Raw genomic sequence first — 15,170 nt, forward strand, 5'->3', positions numbered from 1 at the left:
CTCTTGCTGCATTTGCCGCTGACACTACGGGGAACCGCAGGGCCGTTATTTGATGTATGTCAGATAAACCTGAAATTCCCGAACATTCGTCAATTCACCGCAAAATGGCCTAAGCGCCCGTCTGCTCAGCCTTTCTCAAACCGCCGGAAGGCCAGCGCGATCACTCCGGCAATCGCCATATAGACCAGCGCCAGCAGCAACAGCGGCTCATAGACAATGAATGTATCGGACCGCACGCGCGACGACACGGCATAGATTTCCATCACCGTGATAGTCGCCACCAGCGGCGTTGCCTTCAGCTGCAGGATGGTCTCACCGCCCAGGGTCGGCAGGACATTGCGCACCGCCTGCGGCAGCCAGATGCGGCGGAACATGGTGAAGCGCGGCATGCCGAAAGACTTGGCCGCCTCCAGCTGACCCTTGGCCACACCGGAAAACGCGCCCCGCATCACCTCGCCTTCATAGCCCGCATAAGACAGCGTCAGCGCCAGCACCGCATAGGGCCAGGCCTGGCGCAGGTAAGGCCACAGCTCGGACGAGCGGATCCAGGGAAACTGCGGAAACAGCGACCCCAGCCCGTAGTAGAGCAGCCAGATCTGCAACAGGAGCGGTGTGCCGCGGATGATGGTGCAGAAGGTGCGCGCAGGGATAGACAGATACCAAGGACCGACGGCCTGCGCCAATCCAAGCGGCACCGCCAAGAGGAAGCCGAGGAAAGTGGAGACCACGAGAATCCAGATCGTCGTCCACAGCCCCTCCAGCGCCAGCGGCGTGTATTTCGGGATCCAGTCCCAGCGCAGCGCGAAGGCGCACCAGATCACGATGCCCGCGAAGACCAGCATCATCACGATGCGGTGCGGCTGCATCAGTTCCTTAAGGCTGATCATCGGGTGCCCCCCTTCAGCGAGGGCTGGCCGCGCCGCGCCCATTTTTCGACACGGGCAAAGACCGCGCCGGAGCACAGCGTCACCATCAGGTACAGGAACCCGGCCGCCAGGAAGAAGGTGAAATAGGCCCGCGTGCTGCTGGCCGCCTGGCGGGTTTCCAGCGTCAGTTCGTTGAAGCCGACCACCGCCAGCAGCGCGGTGTCCTTGGTGGCGATCAGCCACAGGTTTGCCAGCCCCGGCACCGCAAAGCTCATCATCGCCGGGATCGTCACCCGCCGCATGGTCATGAAGGCCGGCATGCCATAGGACTTAGCCGCCTCGATCTGCCCCACCGGCACCGCCTTGATGGCGCCGCGCAGGACTTCGGTGGCATAGGCCCCCTGCACAATTCCCAAGACCCAGATGCCGGCCGCAACGCCGTTGATCTCGACCCGGCCGCCGCCCATCGCCTCGGAGATCTTGTTGATGATATCGCTGCCGACGTAGTAAAGGATCAGGATCAGCACCAGTTCCGGCACCGCCCGGATCACCGTGGTGTAGATGGCGAGAAGATCACGCGTGACCTTCCCGCCGTAGAGTTTGCCGTAAGCCCCGAACAGCCCGATCACCAGCCCCAGCCCGAAAGCGCCAAAGGCAATCTGCAGGGAGTTGGCAAGCCCGCGCAGCAGGTTGCCGCCCCAGCCCGACAGCGACAGCAGCTCCGCGCTGGCGCCAAGGCCCAGTAGTTCAAGCAGTCCGGTCACGTCAGCGCCTTAGTAGATGCTGGTGGTGAAGTATTTGGCAGTGATCTTCTCGTGGGTGCCATCGGCCAGGATCGCCGCGATGCCCTTGTTCAGCGCCTCGCGCAACGCGTCGTCGCCCTTGCGCACGCCCGCGCCGACACCCTTGCCCAGGATCGCCGGATCATCTGCCACCGCGCCCTTGATCTCGCAGCAGCTGCCGGTGTCGGAGTTCACGAAATCCGCCATCGCGATGCTGTCCGCCTGGGTCGCGTCAATGCGGCCCGCAAACAGGTCCTGGTTGGCCTCATCCTGGGTCTGGTAGACCTTCAGCTCCGCATCCTTGAAGTATTCCTGTGCATAGGCCTGGTGGATGGTCGAGGCCTGGATGCCGACGATCTTGCCCGCCAGCGATTCCGGGGTGGGTTCGATATCCATCGACTTGTCGGCCACGATCACGGCAGGCGTGTTGTAATAGGGGTCGGAGAAATCAATGGTCTTCTGCCGCTCCTCGGTGATCGACATGGAGGCCATGATGGCGTCGATCTGCTGGCCGGTCAGCGACGGGATGATGCCGTCCCAGGCCACCGGCGTGATCACGCAGTCCAGTGCGGCAGCGGCGCAAACGGCGCCGATCACCTCGACCTCCCATCCGACCCAGTTGCCGGAGCTGTCGAGCGAGGCAAACGGCGGATAGGGTTCGGCGGCGATCCCGATCTTGACCTGTTCCGCAGCAGCGGCACCGGCGGTAAGGGCAGCAGCTGCAGTGGCAGCGGCAAGCAGTGCTTTCAGTTTCATATGGTCTCTCCCTGTTGATTTTATTGAGACAGTTGTGCGTCAGGCGACTGAGCTCAGAAATTGCTTCAGCCGGTCTGATTGCGGGTTGCCAAAGACCTCGGCAGGCGGCCCCTGCTCTTCAATGCGGCCCTGGTAAAGATAAACAACGTGGTTCGCGACTTCGCGCGCGAATTTCATCTCGTGGGTGACCAGCAGCATGGTGCGCCCCTCGGCGGCGAGATCGCGGATCACCGTCAGCACCTCCCCCACCAGTTCCGGGTCCAGCGCCGAGGTCGGCTCGTCAAACAGCATCGCCGACGGGTTCACCGCCAGTGCGCGGGCAATCGCCGCGCGCTGCTGCTGGCCGCCGGACAGATAGGCGGGGAAAGTGTCCTCCTTGCCGCCTAGCCCAACCCGCTCCAGCAGTTCGCGGGCGCGCTCAATCGCCTGCGCCTTGGGCACTTTCAGCACATGCACCGGCACCTCGATCACGTTTTCCAGAAGGGTGCGGTGGGTCCACAGGTTGAACTGCTGGAACACCATCGCCAGCTTGGTCCGGATCTTTTCGATCTGCTTCTGATTGGCTGGGCTGCCATCAGCCCGCATTGCCACTTCCTCGCCGCCGATCACGATCTTGCCGGAGCTTGGCGTCTCCAGAAAATTGATGCAGCGCAGCATGGTCGACTTGCCGGAGCCTGAGCCGCCGATAATCGCAACAACATCCCCCTGCCGCGCCGTCAGGTCCACGCCCTTGAGCACCTCCAGATTGCCAAAGGACTTGTGCAAATCCTCCACCCGGATGGCTTCGCGGGGGGTGCCGGTCTCCGGGACGGATGCGGCGGCAGTGGCTGTGTCCATTGTTGTGTCACCTTGAAATTTCCGATTGCAGTAAGCCGCGACTCCAGTAATTATGCAAGCGTATAATTTCTCTGCCAAGCAAAAACAGGAGCTGGGGTGAGCGACGACCGCCGCAAATTCAAACGCGAATCCGCCGAGGCCCGGAAGGAGGCGCTGATTCTCGCCACGCTGGAACTGGTGGCGGAAAACGGCGTGCGCGGGGCCACTGTGCGGGGCATCGCCGAGCGCGCCGACGTCACCCAGGGCCTGATCCGGCACTATTTCAGCTCCAAGGAAGAGCTGATCATCGCCGCCTACGAACACCATATGACCGCCATGACCGACCAGACCTTTGCCCCCGCAGCCGGGGCAGACGGCACCGCGCTGGAGCGGCTCACCGCCTTTGTAAACGCTTCTCTGACGCCGCCGGTGGTGGATCCGCGGTCCATCGCGCTTTGGGCAAGTTTCCTTAACAAGGTGCAGCAGGATGAGCAGATGAAGGCCACCCACGAACGCACCTATGGGTATTTCCGCGACTTTCTGGAGGGGCTGATTGCTGCCGCACTGCAGGAAGCGGGCTGCCCCGCCGGCACCTCCCGGCTGCGGCAGCTGGCGATTGCCTGCAACGCGGTGATCGACGGGCTGTGGCTGGAGGGCGGCGCCCTTCCGGACGCCTTTGCGCCGGGTGAGCTGGCAGGCATCGGACGGCAATCCGTTGCCGCGATTACAGGTTTGAATTTGGAGCAGGAGGCTGCAACGGCATGAGGCTGACAGCAATCACCGAACGGCTGGCCGGACTGGGCGGCGGAAAATGGGAAGTGCATCTGAAAGCACGGCAGATGGCCGCGGCTGGGGCCGACTTGGTGGAAATGACCATCGGCGAGCCTGACGTGCCGACGCCGCCGGACCTGGTCGAGACCGCCGCGCAGGCGATGCAGGCGGGCCGCACAGGGTATTCCGACGGCCGCGGCGAGGCGCAACTGCGCGCCACCCTGGCCGCGACCTATGCGGCCAGCCGCGGGCGCGAGTTCGGTCCGGAGAACATCCTGTGTTTCCCTGGCACCCAGACCGCGCTTTACGCGGTGCTGCAGGGCGTTGCCGAACCCGGCACCGAGGTTTTGGCGGGCGACCCGATGTATGCCACCTACGAGGGCGTGATCCGCGCGACGGGTGCGGATATGGTGCCGGTGCCGCTGCGGCCTGAAGCCGGCTTCCGGATGCAGGCCAGCGACATCGCCGCCCGCATCACCCCACGCAGCCGCGCCATTTTGCTGACCACCCCTCACAACCCCACCGGCGCCATCCTGACCGCTGAGGACCTGCGCGAAATCGGCGAGCTGGCGGTGCAGCATGACCTTTGGATCATCTCCGACGAGGTTTATGAGCATCTGGTGTTCGAGGGCGCGGAGTTCGTCTCCCCGCTCTCCGATCCAGCCCTGGCAGATCGGGTGATCGCGGTTTCCTCAATCTCCAAATCCCACGCCGCGCCGGGCTTCCGCAGCGGCTGGTGCGTTGGCCCTGAGGACTTCTGCTCCGCGCTGCTGCCGGTCTCGGAGACGATGCTGTTCGGCAACCAGCCCTTCATCGCCGACATGACCGAAAAGGCGGTGCGCGAAGGCTCTTCCGTCGCCGCAGGTATGGCCGCCCGCTTTGCCGCCCGCGCCGCACTTCTGGAACAGCGCCTGCATGGAGAAACCCATCTGCGGGTGCACCGCCCCGAGGCCGGCATGTTCGCGCTGATCGACGTGACATCAACCGGCATGGACGGCGATGCCTATGCCTGGGACCTGCTGGGGAGCGGCGTTGCCGTGATGCCCGGCTCTGCCTTTGGCGAAGGCCTCAAGCACTGGGTGCGCGTTGCCCTGACAATTGATGACGAGAGCTTTGCCGCCGCCCTCGACCGGATCGCGGCTCACGCAAACCGCAAGTCCAGGAGCGTCGCATGAGCAAGACAACAGTTGGCGAAGCCCTGGTTGCGGGGCTGAAGGCGCGCGGTGTTACCTGCGTGTTCGGCATCCCCGGGGTGCATACAGTCGAGCTGTACCGCGGTCTGGCAGAGTCCGGTATCCGCCACATAACACCCCGCCATGAACAAGGGGCAGGCTTTATGGCCGATGGCTATGCCCGGGTGTCCGGCCAGCCTGGCGTGGCGTTTGTCATCACCGGCCCCGGCCTTACCAACACGTTGACCCCGATGGCCCAGGCCCGCGCGGATTCCGTGCCGGTGCTGGTGGTTTCAGGGGTCAACGCCACCGGGACATTGGGCAAGGGCCGCGGCCACCTGCACGAACTTCCGGATCAGCACGCTTTGGCCAAGACCGTGGCGCTGACGTCAGAACACGTAGCACGGCCCGAGGACCTGGACGCAGCCCTGGACCGCGCCTTTGCCCCCTTCACAGCAGGCCGCCCCGGCCCCGCCCACATCCAGATCCCGCTGGACGTGGCTGGCGCTTCTGCGCGGGACGGCACTCCTCACCCCGCGACGGCCCAGCTGCCACTCGACCCGGACGAAATTTCCAAGGCCGCAAACAGGCTTTCAACAGCCGACAAGGTGGTGATCCTGGCCGGCGGCGGCGCTAAGCGTGCCGGCGCAGAGCTTCAGGCCCTGGCTGAACACCTGGATGCGCCGGTGGTGCAGACCGTCAACGCGCGCGGGCTGATGCACAGCCATGCGCTGACCGTCCCGGCCAGCCCCAGCCTGCAGGCGGTCCGCACGCTGATCGAGGACGCCGATTGCGTCTTGGCGCTGGGCACTGAACTGGGGCCAACCGATTACGACATGTACGCCACCGGCGGCATGGCCCGGATGCCAGGGCTGATCCGGGTCGACATATGTGCCGGCCAGCTGGCTAGGCACGCAGCGGAGATCGCCATAACCGGCCGCGCAGACGAGGCAGCCGCCGCCCTGCTCGACGCATTGCCCGCGCTGCCAAAGCAAAGCCAGGGTGCCGCGCGTGCCAAACACGCCCGCACCGCCGCCCTGGAAGAGATCGGCCCGCAGTACCGGGCCCAGGTCGAGGTGCTGAACGCCATACGCGATGCTGTGCCCGGTGCGCTGATGGTGGGCGACTCCACCCAGCCGGTCTATGCCGGCAACCTCTATTACGACCACGATCGCCCCGGCGGCTGGTTCAACGCCGCCACCGGATACGGCGCGCTTGGCTACGGCATCCCCGCCGCCATCGGGGCTTCGGTTGCCGATCCGTCTGCGCAAGTGATCTGCATTGCCGGCGACGGCGGCGCGCAGTTCTCGCTGCCGGAAATCATGGCCGCCGTGGACGAAACCCTGCCTATCACCTTTGTGATCTGGAACAACCGCGGCTACGGCGAAATCGCCTCCTCGATGGAAGCCGTGGACGTCCCCGTCGTCGGCTGCGACCCCACGCCTCCGGAATTCGGCCCCGCCGCCGCGTCCTTCGGCATCCCGTACACCCGCGCCCCGATGGACCCGCAAGCCATTGCCGCTGCCCTCCAAGAGGCCAGCCGCCGCGGAACCCCTTCCCTTGTCGAAATCGAAATCACCGGATCCTCTCCGGCCCAGGAGTAACCCCATGCGAAACCCCACCTTTGAGTTCACCCGCGCCATCACCCGCCGCCCGGCCTCAACCATCGCCCAGGGCCTGCGTGCCGAGGACACCGGCAACCCGAACCTTGACACGATGCTGAAAGCGCACGCTGCCTATGTCTCCGCCCTGCGCAGCACCGGTGCGGAGGTGATCGAGCTTGAACCGCTGGAGGCCTACCCCGACGCTCAGTTTGTCGAGGACACCGCCCTGTGTTTGCCGCAGGGCGCAATCCTGATGCGCCCCGGCGCGCCGTCGCGTCTGGGCGAAGTGGCCGAGATGGCTCCCACCCTGCGGGTCTGTTATGATGACGTCCGCGAAATCACCGGCCCCGGCCGCATCGAAGGCGGCGACATCCTGGTGACTGGCAAGGAAATCCTGGTCGGCCGCTCCGACCGCACCGACGCTGCGGGCGTCGCCGAACTGGCCGAGCTCGCCGCGGAATGGGGCCACTCTCTGCGTGAGGTCTTCACCCCCGAAGGCGTATTGCACTTCAAGACCGACTGCTCCCTGATGGATGCCGAGACGATCCTGGCAACCAAGCGCCTGGACGCATCGGGCTGTTTCGAGGGCTACCGGGTTCTGCATGTGGCCGACGGCGAGGAAGCCGCCGCCAACGCCATCCGGTTCAACAATCTTGTGCTTATGGCCGCAGGCTTCCCCCGCACCGCCGAGATGCTGGACAAGGCCGGTTTCGAGATCGCCGAGATCGACAATACCGACTGCGCCAAGCTGGACGGCGGCATGTCCTGCCTGTCCCTGCGCTTCTGATACTTCAGCGGCAGGCCGGGGTTTTCTTCTGACAGGCGGGGGACCGTCTGAAGGGTGCGAAACCAAGGCCTGCCGCCGGTCCCGGCGCTTTTCCCGGCAAGGAACTCCCTGCGCCAACGGCCGCAGGCAGGCCGCCTTAGCCGCCCGATGGGCGCTAGACATTAGCCACTTATGGATTGAGGAAAATGGCGGAGACGATGGGATTCGAACCCACGAGACGGTTTCCCGCCTACTCCCTTAGCAGGGGAGCGCCTTCGACCACTCGGCCACGTCTCCGCTGACCCGTATATCTGCGCAAGCGTACGGGATGCAAGGCGAAATTTCTCTTTTTCTCACAAAACGCCTTATCGGCTTCAAGCCGTTGAAATGGCGCTGAAAGGCCTCGAATTACGATGGTTTTGGGCAAAATCTGGTCATCGCTCAAAGCGTGTATTTCCTGATCACCCTTCCACTTTTGAATCACCCAGAGGTGCAATCCCCGGCATTCAAGTTCCCGAGCGCGCCCCTGTTCTCCGCGACGGCACATTCGAAAGTTTCGGCACCGTCGATCGCCGGAATGACTTTATCTCTCCAATCCACTATGGGGGAGAAGCGCGCATTTGCCTTCGAGGATTCATTAAACTGGTCGGCGGAGAGCCTCTCCGGATGCAGTCGATGCACGGGCGTCCTGCCCGGAATCCGGTACCGCTTGGCGGCTTCGGGACGAAGGCATGATGCGTCCGGAAGCCTGACCAGAATATCCATCAGTCATGCTCCAGCAGCTCAAACGGCGCGCTCGAAGGCCGCAAGCAATTCAGGCCCGCCATGCGGCAGTGCATCTGCCGGGGGTCCGCGGAAGTCCTTGTGGGGTCTCAACGGCCAGTTCAAAACTTGGACGTTACTCCAGTGCGACGACCTCGCCAGCTTCACGATCTCCGGGAAATCCGCCATTGCCGGCACCAATGTCTGCCTTCTGCAGGTGCAGGCGGAACCGGTCTGGAACGCCCTTCGCTCGGCTCGGGCCTGCCCAGTTCCAGACTATCAACCGCATGAGCACCCGGCCGGGCGAGCTGACGTGACGCGGGAAGCAGCCTCCGTTGAGAGAGACGGGAATTGCCCAGGGCACCGCTCCAGGCCGCTCGGAATCAGTAAAACAGTGCCCAGCCGGAACAGCCCGGACCGGACCCGTCCTCTGTCACTCATGCCGAGAAGGCGCCCGGAACGTCTTTGGCTTTGACCAGACTGCGGCCTTCGCAGATGACCGTTCCATCCGGCGCAGTGCAACTGGCCCAAAGGTCCACAAGATGCTTTTCCGGCCGCAGCCGGATGATTTCCACTTTGGCCTCCAGTGAAGTATCCAGCGGTGCGGGCGCTTTGAAAGCCAGATCCTGCTTCAGATAGTTGGTGCCAGATCCCGGCAGTTCCACCCCCAATAGATAGGAGAACAGAGCCGCAATCAGCGGTTCCGGCACACAGCCGGCACTGGCGCCGCTCAAGGCCGCATAGGCCGCCAGATCGTCCCGGGTGTAGCTGCGCGTTATCCGCGCCGTCTGCCCTGTCCTCAGCATGTGATCTCTGCCTCTCCGGTCAGGCATTCCGCGCCATCCGCCACCCGTGTGACCAGCATCCTCACCAGGCCGGGGGCCTCTTCGGCGATCCGCAACCTCAGTTCTTCGCCTGCAAAGGCCGGGTTCGGGAACATCAGGCTTTGGCTGACCTGAGACAGCCCGGCGTCATAGCGCTTCAGCATTCCCCAAAGCTTGGCATAGATCAGCATCCCGTGGCTCACCGTCCGGCCAAAGGCCGTTTTGGCGCAAAACTCCGGATCAACATGGATCGCGTTGTCATCACCTGACACTTTGGCGAAGGCATCGAAATCTGCCTGCGTTGGGGTCCAGCGCTCCTCTAGGTCAATCATCGGAAAAATCCTCGCGCAATTTGGGTTTGCATACTTTGCCTGCGGCCGTGCGGGGGAAGTCCTGGACAATCCGCACATGCGCGGGCACCTTGTACCCGGCCAGCCGTTCCCGGCACCACGGGCGCAATGTTTCGGGGCTGACGGTCTGGCCAGGGCGCAGCATCACAAAGGCCGCGCCCGCTTCGCCCCACTTGGCGTCGGGAAGCCCCACAACCGCTGCTTCCAGAATAGCGGGATGGGCGTTCAGCACCCGCTCCACCTCCGCCGGATAGACGTTTTCGCCGCCTGAAATGAACATGTCCTTGATGCGGTCGACGATGTAGTAATAGCCGTCCGCGTCCCGCCGCGCGACATCGCCGGTGGCGAGCCAGCCATCCCGGGTAAAAGTCTTGGCCGTTGCTTCGGGGTTGGCGAAATATCCCGGCGTGACGCCCGGACCGCGAAGCTGCAGCTCGCCCGCCCCTTCGGCCCCCTCGGCCACGCCGGCCAGCCGCACGTCGACAAGGCTTTGCGGCTTCCCCACCGACCCGATCTTCTCTGCCGCGCGGGCCGGATCCATCAGGAAAACGGTAGGCCCGGTTTCGGTCATCCCCATCCCGTTCAGCACATTGGCGCCCCTAGCGGCAAAAAAGCGGATCAAGGGTTCGGGCAGCGGCGCCCCGCCGCAGCCGCAACGGATCGGTGTCCAATCCAGGTCTCCGATGCCTGGCAGCAGCGCCAGCGCCTGATAAACCGCCGGCACGCCGAAGAACTGATTGATCTGCCCGGACGCCAAAAGGCTCCGCACGGTTTCCGGCTCGAATTTCGGCAGAATGGTTGAGCTGCCGCCGGTCAGGAAAACCGGTAAAGTGTAAAGGTTGATACCCGCGGTGTGAAACAGTGGCAGGAAGCACACGGCGCGGTCGGTTGATGCAATATCTATGGCCTGCCCGATATTCACTGCATTGGCCCAGGCCATGCCTGCCGTTTGGATGACCGCCTTGGGTAGGCCGGTGGTGCCGGAGGTGAACAGCAGATACCAGGGCTGTCCGGCTGGCACCGGAGCGTTGAGAGCGGGGCCGCCGTCCCTGATCCAGCCGGCAAGATCTTCCTCGATTGTCAGAACCGGTGCGCCGATATCTGCCGCGGCTTCGCGGGCTGTGGCCTGAAACTCCGCGTCTGTCAGCAGCAAAGAGATGCCAACCTGGTCCAGGGTTTCCACCAGCTCCGGTGCTGGCTGGCGCCAGTTCAGCGGGCACAGAACGATCCCGGTCTTTTGGCAGGCAAACAAGGCAATGAAGAACTCCACCCGGTTCTGGCAGATGATGGCGGCACGGTCGCCTTCTGCCAGGCCTTGTGCTTTGACCCCCGCAGCAACTGCGTTTGCCGCGGCATTGATCCGGGCAAAACTCCAGTCCTCGCCGGTGGAGGTGTCGTGAAAAGCCAAAGCGTCGGGGGTTAATGCCGCCCGTTTAGCGGCCATATCCGGGATCACATCGAACATCGCATCTATCCGGTTGATTGAAGAAACTGTGCCATCCGAGACAGGGTCTCCTGCCGCCCTATCAAAGCGCGGAATGCGGCGGTTTCCGCGTCCAGCCCCGCGCGGACACGGGCCAGCCGTTCGCCGTTCCAGACCAGCGACTTGGCTGCCAGGGCAGACCCCGCGTCGATGCTGCCCAACAGCTCTGCTGCCCGGGTTTCCGGATCGGCATCAACTGCCTGAACCAGCCCGAGGCGCTGCAATTCGCCCGCGCCGTGGCGGCAGTTTGCCATCAGCCAGCCTTGGGCCGGCCCGGCGCCAATCAATTCTGGCAAAAGGGCCGTCCACCCGCCGTCCGGGGCAAATCCCATGACGCCGTAGTAGGGTTGCACAAAGGCACCCGGTTCAGCGGCAGCAATGCCGGACGCAAATAAGATGCCTGCCGACCCGCCGGTAGCAGCCCCGCGCACCGCTGACGCTATCACCGCGGGCATCGCGATCATCCGCATGATCAGGTCCTGCAGCACCGGGACCACCGCTTCGGCGTATTGCTCCGCGCGGCCATTTCGTGCCGCCTCCTGGAACCGGCTGACATCTCCCCCGGTTGAAAAATTGCGCCCGCCGAGGATCAGTGCTTTCCGGACGCCCGATTTCTCCAGCGTATCAAATGCTTGATGCAAGTCCCGCAGCAAACCGGGCTCCAGCGCATTGGCGCGCGGAGCCTTCATCGTGATCCGGAAGCAAGGCTCCCCGCCTGCCAGGTCTATTTGGTCGCAGAAGACTAATCCGCTCATGGCGCCAATCCGTTGCAAATGAATTTGTGGGCCTCGGCAACAACCCGTTCGATGTCGGCCTCGTCTTCCCAAAGCACAAACCGCTCGCCCAGGGTCTTGGCGATCCCCATCAGGGCCCAGGCGCGCACTTCGGCGTCGCCCTGCGAAATCTCTCCCCTGCCGGCTGCTTGATCCAGCTGATCCGCATAAGCCTTGCCAAACTCGGTGTAATACTCGCGGTAGGCTTCCGGGTCGACAAAGCGGGCCTCCTCGACGATGCGGTATTGCAAGGGGCGGTCGCGCACCACGGTCAGATAGGCTTCCAAACCTGCGCGCTCAGCCTCCAGCCGGTTTGCGGCCCCGGCGATCCGCTCCGCAGCCTGGGACCGGGTGGCGTGGCCCATGTCCTGCACCAGCTCTCGAAAGACTTCGTCCTTGCCCGAGAAATAGATGTAGAAAGTGCCCAGCGCGGTGTCGGCGGCACGGGTAATGTCCGCGATGGAGGCGGCGGCAAAGCCCTTTTGGCCGATCACCTGTTCGGCGGCAGCCAGGATTTTGGCCCGGCGCTCCTTTCCGCGTTTGGTTTTTGGCTTCGCAGTTGTCGGCTTGGTCATCAGGTCACTTCTTGGTCTTGATTTGGCGTCGAGAGCCCTTCTGCAGCAACAAAGCGCCGGATGGCATCGCAAAAGGCCTCAGGCTCTTCCAGATGGGGCGAGTGTCCCGAGAACGCGAAACTCTCCGCCCGCGCCCGCTTGGCCTGCGACGCGATCCAGTGTGCTGCATCCTGGCTGTAAAGCCTGCTGCGCGCGCCCGAGCAGACAAGGTAGGGGACAGCGATGTTTGCAATCGTTTCCCGCTCATCCATTGCTACCAGATCGTCCCACAGCGGGCGCAGGCGTGCGGGGTCTTGCGCCAGCAGCAGGGCAACGATGTCCTCGCGGTTTGGGACCGGGTCGCTGGAGAGAGCATACATATTGCGCGCAATACTGCTGGCCATGCGGGGCCACTGCGGCACGATTTTACCAGAGGTTGCCAGAATGGCTTCTGCGCTTTGCCCGATCAGACCCAGGTCCCAATCCTCCTCCGGCAGCATCCGGGGGCTCATGTCGATGGTGATCAGCCCGCGCAGGCCAGCCGTTCCATGCCGCGCCACATAACGCCACGCGGCTCCTGCCCCCAATGACCAGCCGACCAGAATGGGCCGGTCCAGGCTGTCGATCCACCGCTTTGCAACGGCCGCGCAGGCGTCGAGACTGGCTTCGTCCGCCAGCCGGCCCCCGTGCCCCGGCAAATCGGGGGCGTAGCAGTCGTACTCTGCTCCCAGCCGCTGTGCCGTGTCCTTGAACATGGCTCCGTTCATCGCCCAGCCATGGAGAAAAAGAACGGGAATTGTCATGACGCGCGCCGTTGGCGCAGCCGGCCGACAATGCCAGACGGGAAGAAATAGACGCTGAGGATGAACAGGATGCCCAGCCACATCAGCCAGCGGTCCGGGTTCAGCAGATCGGGGATCAGCGGCAGGCCGACTGTTGCCTCAGAGGCGCTGCCCATCAGATTTTGCAGATAGGTTTGCGCCAAGATGAACAGGGCCGCCCCGATCACAGCGCCATACATCGTTCCCATGCCGCCGATCACCACCATCAGGAGGATGTCGAGCATGATCTCGAAGCTGAGCGTGGTATCCGGCCCGACATAGCGCAGCCAGATGGCAAAAAGGCTGCCCGCCAGCGCCGCCGCCGCCGCCGACAGGCAGGTGGCGGCAGTGCGGTACCACACCACGCGGTACCCGATCGCCTCGGCCCGGAAGTCATTTTCGCGGATCGCCTGCAGCACGCGGCCGAACGGCGAATTCACGATGCGCAGCAGCAGCAGGAACAGGATAAGCGAGGCAAAAAACACCAGGTAATAGTTCAGGGTCTTGCCGGTGATGCGTGTGCCCAGGAATTCGCCCATGCGGTTGGCCGAGGTCAGAACCCGCGGGATATTGTAGGTCAAACCATCCTCGCCGCCGGTGATGCCCGAAAACTGCGACACAAGGACCGCGACAGCCGACGCCACGGCCAGCGTGATCATGGCAAAGAAGATCGCACGCACCCGCAGGCTGAACAGGCCGATCAGCAGCGCCAGGACAACCGCCGCCAAGGCACCGGCCAGCGATCCGGCCAAAAGCGCGTCAAAGCCGCGCCCCATGTGTGTGGATGCAAGCGCGACACCATAGGCGCCGAGGCCAAAGAACATCGTGTGGGCAAAGCTGACGATCCCCCCGTAGCCCAGCAGCAGATCATAGCTCGCCACCAGCAGGATGAAGATGCAGATCCGCGCGGCAGTATCCAGCGGGCGCACGCCGTCAAAGATGAACGGTGCACCGGCCAGGCAGATCAGGATCACCATCAGCACTGCGGTCAGAACCGCGGAGCGCGGCTTGTCGCCGGAGAGTAGTTTGACGATCATCTTATTTCGCCTTCACGACAGGCAGCATGCCTTGCGGCCGCCACATCAGGATTGCGGTCATCAGCGCGATGTTCGACACCAGCGCCAGCTTCGGTTCCAGAAAGGCCACGTAGTTCTGCATCAGCCCGACCAGAAGCGCGCCGATAAAGGCCCCTTCGACCGACCCCAGCCCGCCAATGATGGCGACGATAAAGACCAGAACCATCATTTTTTCGCCCATCCCGGCGGTGATGACCTCCTGGTAGAGGCCCCACATAACGCCGCCCAGCCCGGCCAGGGCCGATCCGGCGATGAACACCCCGACAAAGACCAGGCGCAGCCGGTAACCGAGTGCCTCAACCATGGGCCCGTTCTCCACCCCGGCCCGGACAATCAGGCCGATCTTGGTACGGCGCAGAACCATGCGCATGGCAATGAACAGGGCAAGCCCGACCGCCACGGCCAGCAGGCGGTATTTCTCCATTGCGGCCCCGGCAAAGGTGACGGCCCCCTTCAGGGTTTCCGGACGGTTGAAGAAGATCTCATCCGGGCCCCAGATCACATGGATCAGCTGCTCGATCACTATCAGCCCGCCAACCGTCACCAGGATCTGCTTCAGGTGCGCGCCGTAAACCGGCTTGACGATGATCCGTTCAAATCCCCAGCCCAGGGCGCCAGTCACTGTCATCGCGGCAACGACGGCCAGGAAGACAGCGGACATGTTCAAAAGCAGCGATGCCGCCCCGGTCCACTCGCCCAGCGCAATGAGCACGGAAACCCCGACAAAGGCACCGACCGAAACAAAGGCCCCGTGGCCGAAATTGATCACGTCCATCAGGCCGAATACCAGGGTCAGCCCCGAAGCCATGATGAAGATCATCATCCCCATGGCCAGGCCCGACACAGTCAGCGTCAGCCAGGACGAGGGCGCGCCAATGGCGAAAAACCCTAGGAGGACAAGCAAGGGGATCAGCAAAACCGGCATTGCCGCATCCAGCCGTTCTGCCAGGCTGATACCGGCGAAGGTGGGTCTGTGATCGGGGGCTGCGGTCAT

17 protein-coding genes and 1 tRNA gene are annotated in these 15,170 nt (G+C 63.7%); 4 read left to right on the forward strand and 14 right to left on the reverse strand.

The annotated features are described in order from the left end of the window. Positions 1-125: 125 nt before the first annotated feature. From B2P87_RS03885 to B2P87_RS03900, 4 genes are read right to left on the reverse strand one after another with little or no spacing between them, the layout of a single operon-like run. The gene (locus B2P87_RS03885; RefSeq protein WP_027236590.1) at positions 126-887 is read right to left on the reverse strand and encodes an ABC transporter permease; all 762 of its coding nucleotides are present in this window, start codon (positions 885-887) and stop codon (positions 126-128) included. Then, complete coding sequence (locus tag B2P87_RS03890; protein WP_141889604.1) at positions 884-1,630, reverse strand: ABC transporter permease; 747 nt, start codon at positions 1,628-1,630, stop codon at positions 884-886. The genes B2P87_RS03885 and B2P87_RS03890 overlap by 4 nt, the downstream gene beginning before the upstream one ends. A 9-nt stretch (positions 1,631-1,639) precedes the next feature. Next, positions 1,640-2,404, reverse strand: a complete 765-nt coding sequence (locus B2P87_RS03895; protein WP_141889603.1) for a transporter substrate-binding domain-containing protein — start codon at positions 2,402-2,404, stop codon at positions 1,640-1,642. A 39-nt stretch (positions 2,405-2,443) separates the two neighbouring features. After that, on the reverse strand, positions 2,444-3,241 hold the full coding sequence (locus tag B2P87_RS03900; RefSeq protein WP_141889602.1) for an ABC transporter ATP-binding protein: 798 nt from the start codon (positions 3,239-3,241) through the stop codon (positions 2,444-2,446). Positions 3,242-3,337: 96 nt separating this feature from the next. Here B2P87_RS03900 and B2P87_RS03905 point away from each other — a divergent pair, with 96 nt between their 5' ends. From B2P87_RS03905 to B2P87_RS03920, 4 genes are read left to right on the forward strand one after another with little or no spacing between them, the layout of a single operon-like run. After that, the gene (locus B2P87_RS03905) at positions 3,338-3,985 is read left to right on the forward strand and encodes a TetR/AcrR family transcriptional regulator (protein WP_141889601.1); all 648 of its coding nucleotides are present in this window, start codon (positions 3,338-3,340) and stop codon (positions 3,983-3,985) included. Then, positions 3,982-5,166 (forward strand): pyridoxal phosphate-dependent aminotransferase, encoded by a 1,185-nt coding sequence (locus tag B2P87_RS03910; protein ID WP_141889600.1) that lies wholly within the window; start codon positions 3,982-3,984, stop codon positions 5,164-5,166. The genes B2P87_RS03905 and B2P87_RS03910 overlap by 4 nt, the downstream gene beginning before the upstream one ends. Beyond that, positions 5,163-6,767, forward strand: coding sequence for a 5-guanidino-2-oxopentanoate decarboxylase (locus B2P87_RS03915; RefSeq protein WP_141889599.1), 1,605 nt, complete (start codon positions 5,163-5,165; stop codon positions 6,765-6,767). The genes B2P87_RS03910 and B2P87_RS03915 overlap by 4 nt, the downstream gene beginning before the upstream one ends. A gap of 4 nt (positions 6,768-6,771) precedes the next feature. Next, positions 6,772-7,554 carry an arginine deiminase family protein gene (locus tag B2P87_RS03920; protein WP_141889598.1) on the forward strand — a complete coding sequence of 261 codons (783 nt, stop codon included), beginning with the start codon at positions 6,772-6,774 and terminating at the stop codon, positions 7,552-7,554. A gap of 186 nt (positions 7,555-7,740) precedes the next feature. Here the strand turns inward: B2P87_RS03920 and B2P87_RS03925 are convergent. The 10 genes from B2P87_RS03925 to B2P87_RS03970 form a co-directional block, all read right to left on the reverse strand. Then, positions 7,741-7,830 (reverse strand) — tRNA-Ser (locus B2P87_RS03925). A 183-nt stretch (positions 7,831-8,013) separates the two neighbouring features. Beyond that, positions 8,014-8,298, reverse strand: coding sequence for a hypothetical protein (locus B2P87_RS03930; RefSeq protein WP_141889597.1), 285 nt, complete (start codon positions 8,296-8,298; stop codon positions 8,014-8,016). Between the two features lie 434 nt (positions 8,299-8,732). Beyond that, a complete protein-coding gene (locus tag B2P87_RS03935) occupies positions 8,733-9,101 on the reverse strand; it encodes a phosphate acetyltransferase (protein WP_141889596.1) in 369 nt (122 codons plus the stop codon). Continuing rightward, complete coding sequence (locus B2P87_RS03940; RefSeq protein ID WP_141889595.1) at positions 9,095-9,451, reverse strand: MaoC family dehydratase; 357 nt, start codon at positions 9,449-9,451, stop codon at positions 9,095-9,097. The genes B2P87_RS03935 and B2P87_RS03940 overlap by 7 nt, the downstream gene beginning before the upstream one ends. Continuing rightward, positions 9,444-10,934 carry an AMP-binding protein gene (locus B2P87_RS03945; RefSeq protein WP_141889594.1) on the reverse strand — a complete coding sequence of 497 codons (1,491 nt, stop codon included), beginning with the start codon at positions 10,932-10,934 and terminating at the stop codon, positions 9,444-9,446. The genes B2P87_RS03940 and B2P87_RS03945 overlap by 8 nt, the downstream gene beginning before the upstream one ends. Before the next feature lie 5 nt (positions 10,935-10,939). Next, complete coding sequence (locus B2P87_RS03950) at positions 10,940-11,707, reverse strand: enoyl-CoA hydratase/isomerase family protein (protein ID WP_167510232.1); 768 nt, start codon at positions 11,705-11,707, stop codon at positions 10,940-10,942. After that, positions 11,704-12,300 carry a TetR/AcrR family transcriptional regulator gene (locus B2P87_RS03955; RefSeq protein WP_058284599.1) on the reverse strand — a complete coding sequence of 199 codons (597 nt, stop codon included), beginning with the start codon at positions 12,298-12,300 and terminating at the stop codon, positions 11,704-11,706. Before B2P87_RS03955 ends, B2P87_RS03950 begins: the two co-directional genes overlap by 4 nt. Beyond that, the gene (locus tag B2P87_RS03960; protein WP_141889593.1) at positions 12,300-13,082 is read right to left on the reverse strand and encodes an alpha/beta fold hydrolase; all 783 of its coding nucleotides are present in this window, start codon (positions 13,080-13,082) and stop codon (positions 12,300-12,302) included. The genes B2P87_RS03955 and B2P87_RS03960 overlap by 1 nt, the downstream gene beginning before the upstream one ends. Continuing rightward, positions 13,079-14,137, reverse strand: a complete 1,059-nt coding sequence (locus tag B2P87_RS03965) for a branched-chain amino acid ABC transporter permease (protein WP_141889592.1) — start codon at positions 14,135-14,137, stop codon at positions 13,079-13,081. The genes B2P87_RS03960 and B2P87_RS03965 overlap by 4 nt, the downstream gene beginning before the upstream one ends. Position 14,138: 1 nt before the next feature. Next, positions 14,139-15,170, reverse strand: coding sequence for a branched-chain amino acid ABC transporter permease (locus B2P87_RS03970; protein ID WP_141889591.1), 1,032 nt, complete (start codon positions 15,168-15,170; stop codon positions 14,139-14,141).

It is taken from the genome of Leisingera sp. UBA4491, assembly GCF_002388965.1.
In the GTDB taxonomy this organism is placed as follows: Bacteria; Pseudomonadota; Alphaproteobacteria; order Rhodobacterales; family Rhodobacteraceae; genus Leisingera; species Leisingera aquaemixtae.

Excerpts from the sequence above, each read along its gene's own strand:
- B2P87_RS03895 (WP_141889603.1), bottom strand. The coding sequence starts at position 2,404 with ATGAAACTGAAAGCACTGCTTGCCGCTGCCACTGCAGCTGCTGCCCTT.
- B2P87_RS03960 (WP_141889593.1), bottom strand. The coding sequence starts at position 13,082 with ATGACAATTCCCGTTCTTTTTCTCCATGGCTGGGCGATGAACGGAGCC.
- B2P87_RS03885 (WP_027236590.1), bottom strand. The coding sequence starts at position 887 with ATGATCAGCCTTAAGGAACTGATGCAGCCGCACCGCATCGTGATGATG.
- B2P87_RS03910 (WP_141889600.1), top strand. The coding sequence starts at position 3,982 with ATGAGGCTGACAGCAATCACCGAACGGCTGGCCGGACTGGGCGGCGGA.
- B2P87_RS03965 (WP_141889592.1), bottom strand. The coding sequence starts at position 14,137 with ATGATCGTCAAACTACTCTCCGGCGACAAGCCGCGCTCCGCGGTTCTG.
- B2P87_RS03920 (WP_141889598.1), top strand. The coding sequence starts at position 6,772 with ATGCGAAACCCCACCTTTGAGTTCACCCGCGCCATCACCCGCCGCCCG.
- B2P87_RS03970 (WP_141889591.1), bottom strand. The coding sequence starts at position 15,170 with ATGACCGCAGCCCCCGATCACAGACCCACCTTCGCCGGTATCAGCCTG.
- B2P87_RS03945 (WP_141889594.1), bottom strand. The coding sequence starts at position 10,934 with ATGTTCGATGTGATCCCGGATATGGCCGCTAAACGGGCGGCATTAACC.
- B2P87_RS03900 (WP_141889602.1), bottom strand. The coding sequence starts at position 3,241 with ATGGACACAGCCACTGCCGCCGCATCCGTCCCGGAGACCGGCACCCCC.
- B2P87_RS03955 (WP_058284599.1), bottom strand. The coding sequence starts at position 12,300 with ATGACCAAGCCGACAACTGCGAAGCCAAAAACCAAACGCGGAAAGGAG.
- B2P87_RS03935 (WP_141889596.1), bottom strand. The coding sequence starts at position 9,101 with ATGCTGAGGACAGGGCAGACGGCGCGGATAACGCGCAGCTACACCCGG.
- B2P87_RS03915 (WP_141889599.1), top strand. The coding sequence starts at position 5,163 with ATGAGCAAGACAACAGTTGGCGAAGCCCTGGTTGCGGGGCTGAAGGCG.
- B2P87_RS03940 (WP_141889595.1), bottom strand. The coding sequence starts at position 9,451 with ATGATTGACCTAGAGGAGCGCTGGACCCCAACGCAGGCAGATTTCGAT.
- B2P87_RS03930 (WP_141889597.1), bottom strand. The coding sequence starts at position 8,298 with ATGGATATTCTGGTCAGGCTTCCGGACGCATCATGCCTTCGTCCCGAA.
- B2P87_RS03950 (WP_167510232.1), bottom strand. The coding sequence starts at position 11,707 with ATGAGCGGATTAGTCTTCTGCGACCAAATAGACCTGGCAGGCGGGGAG.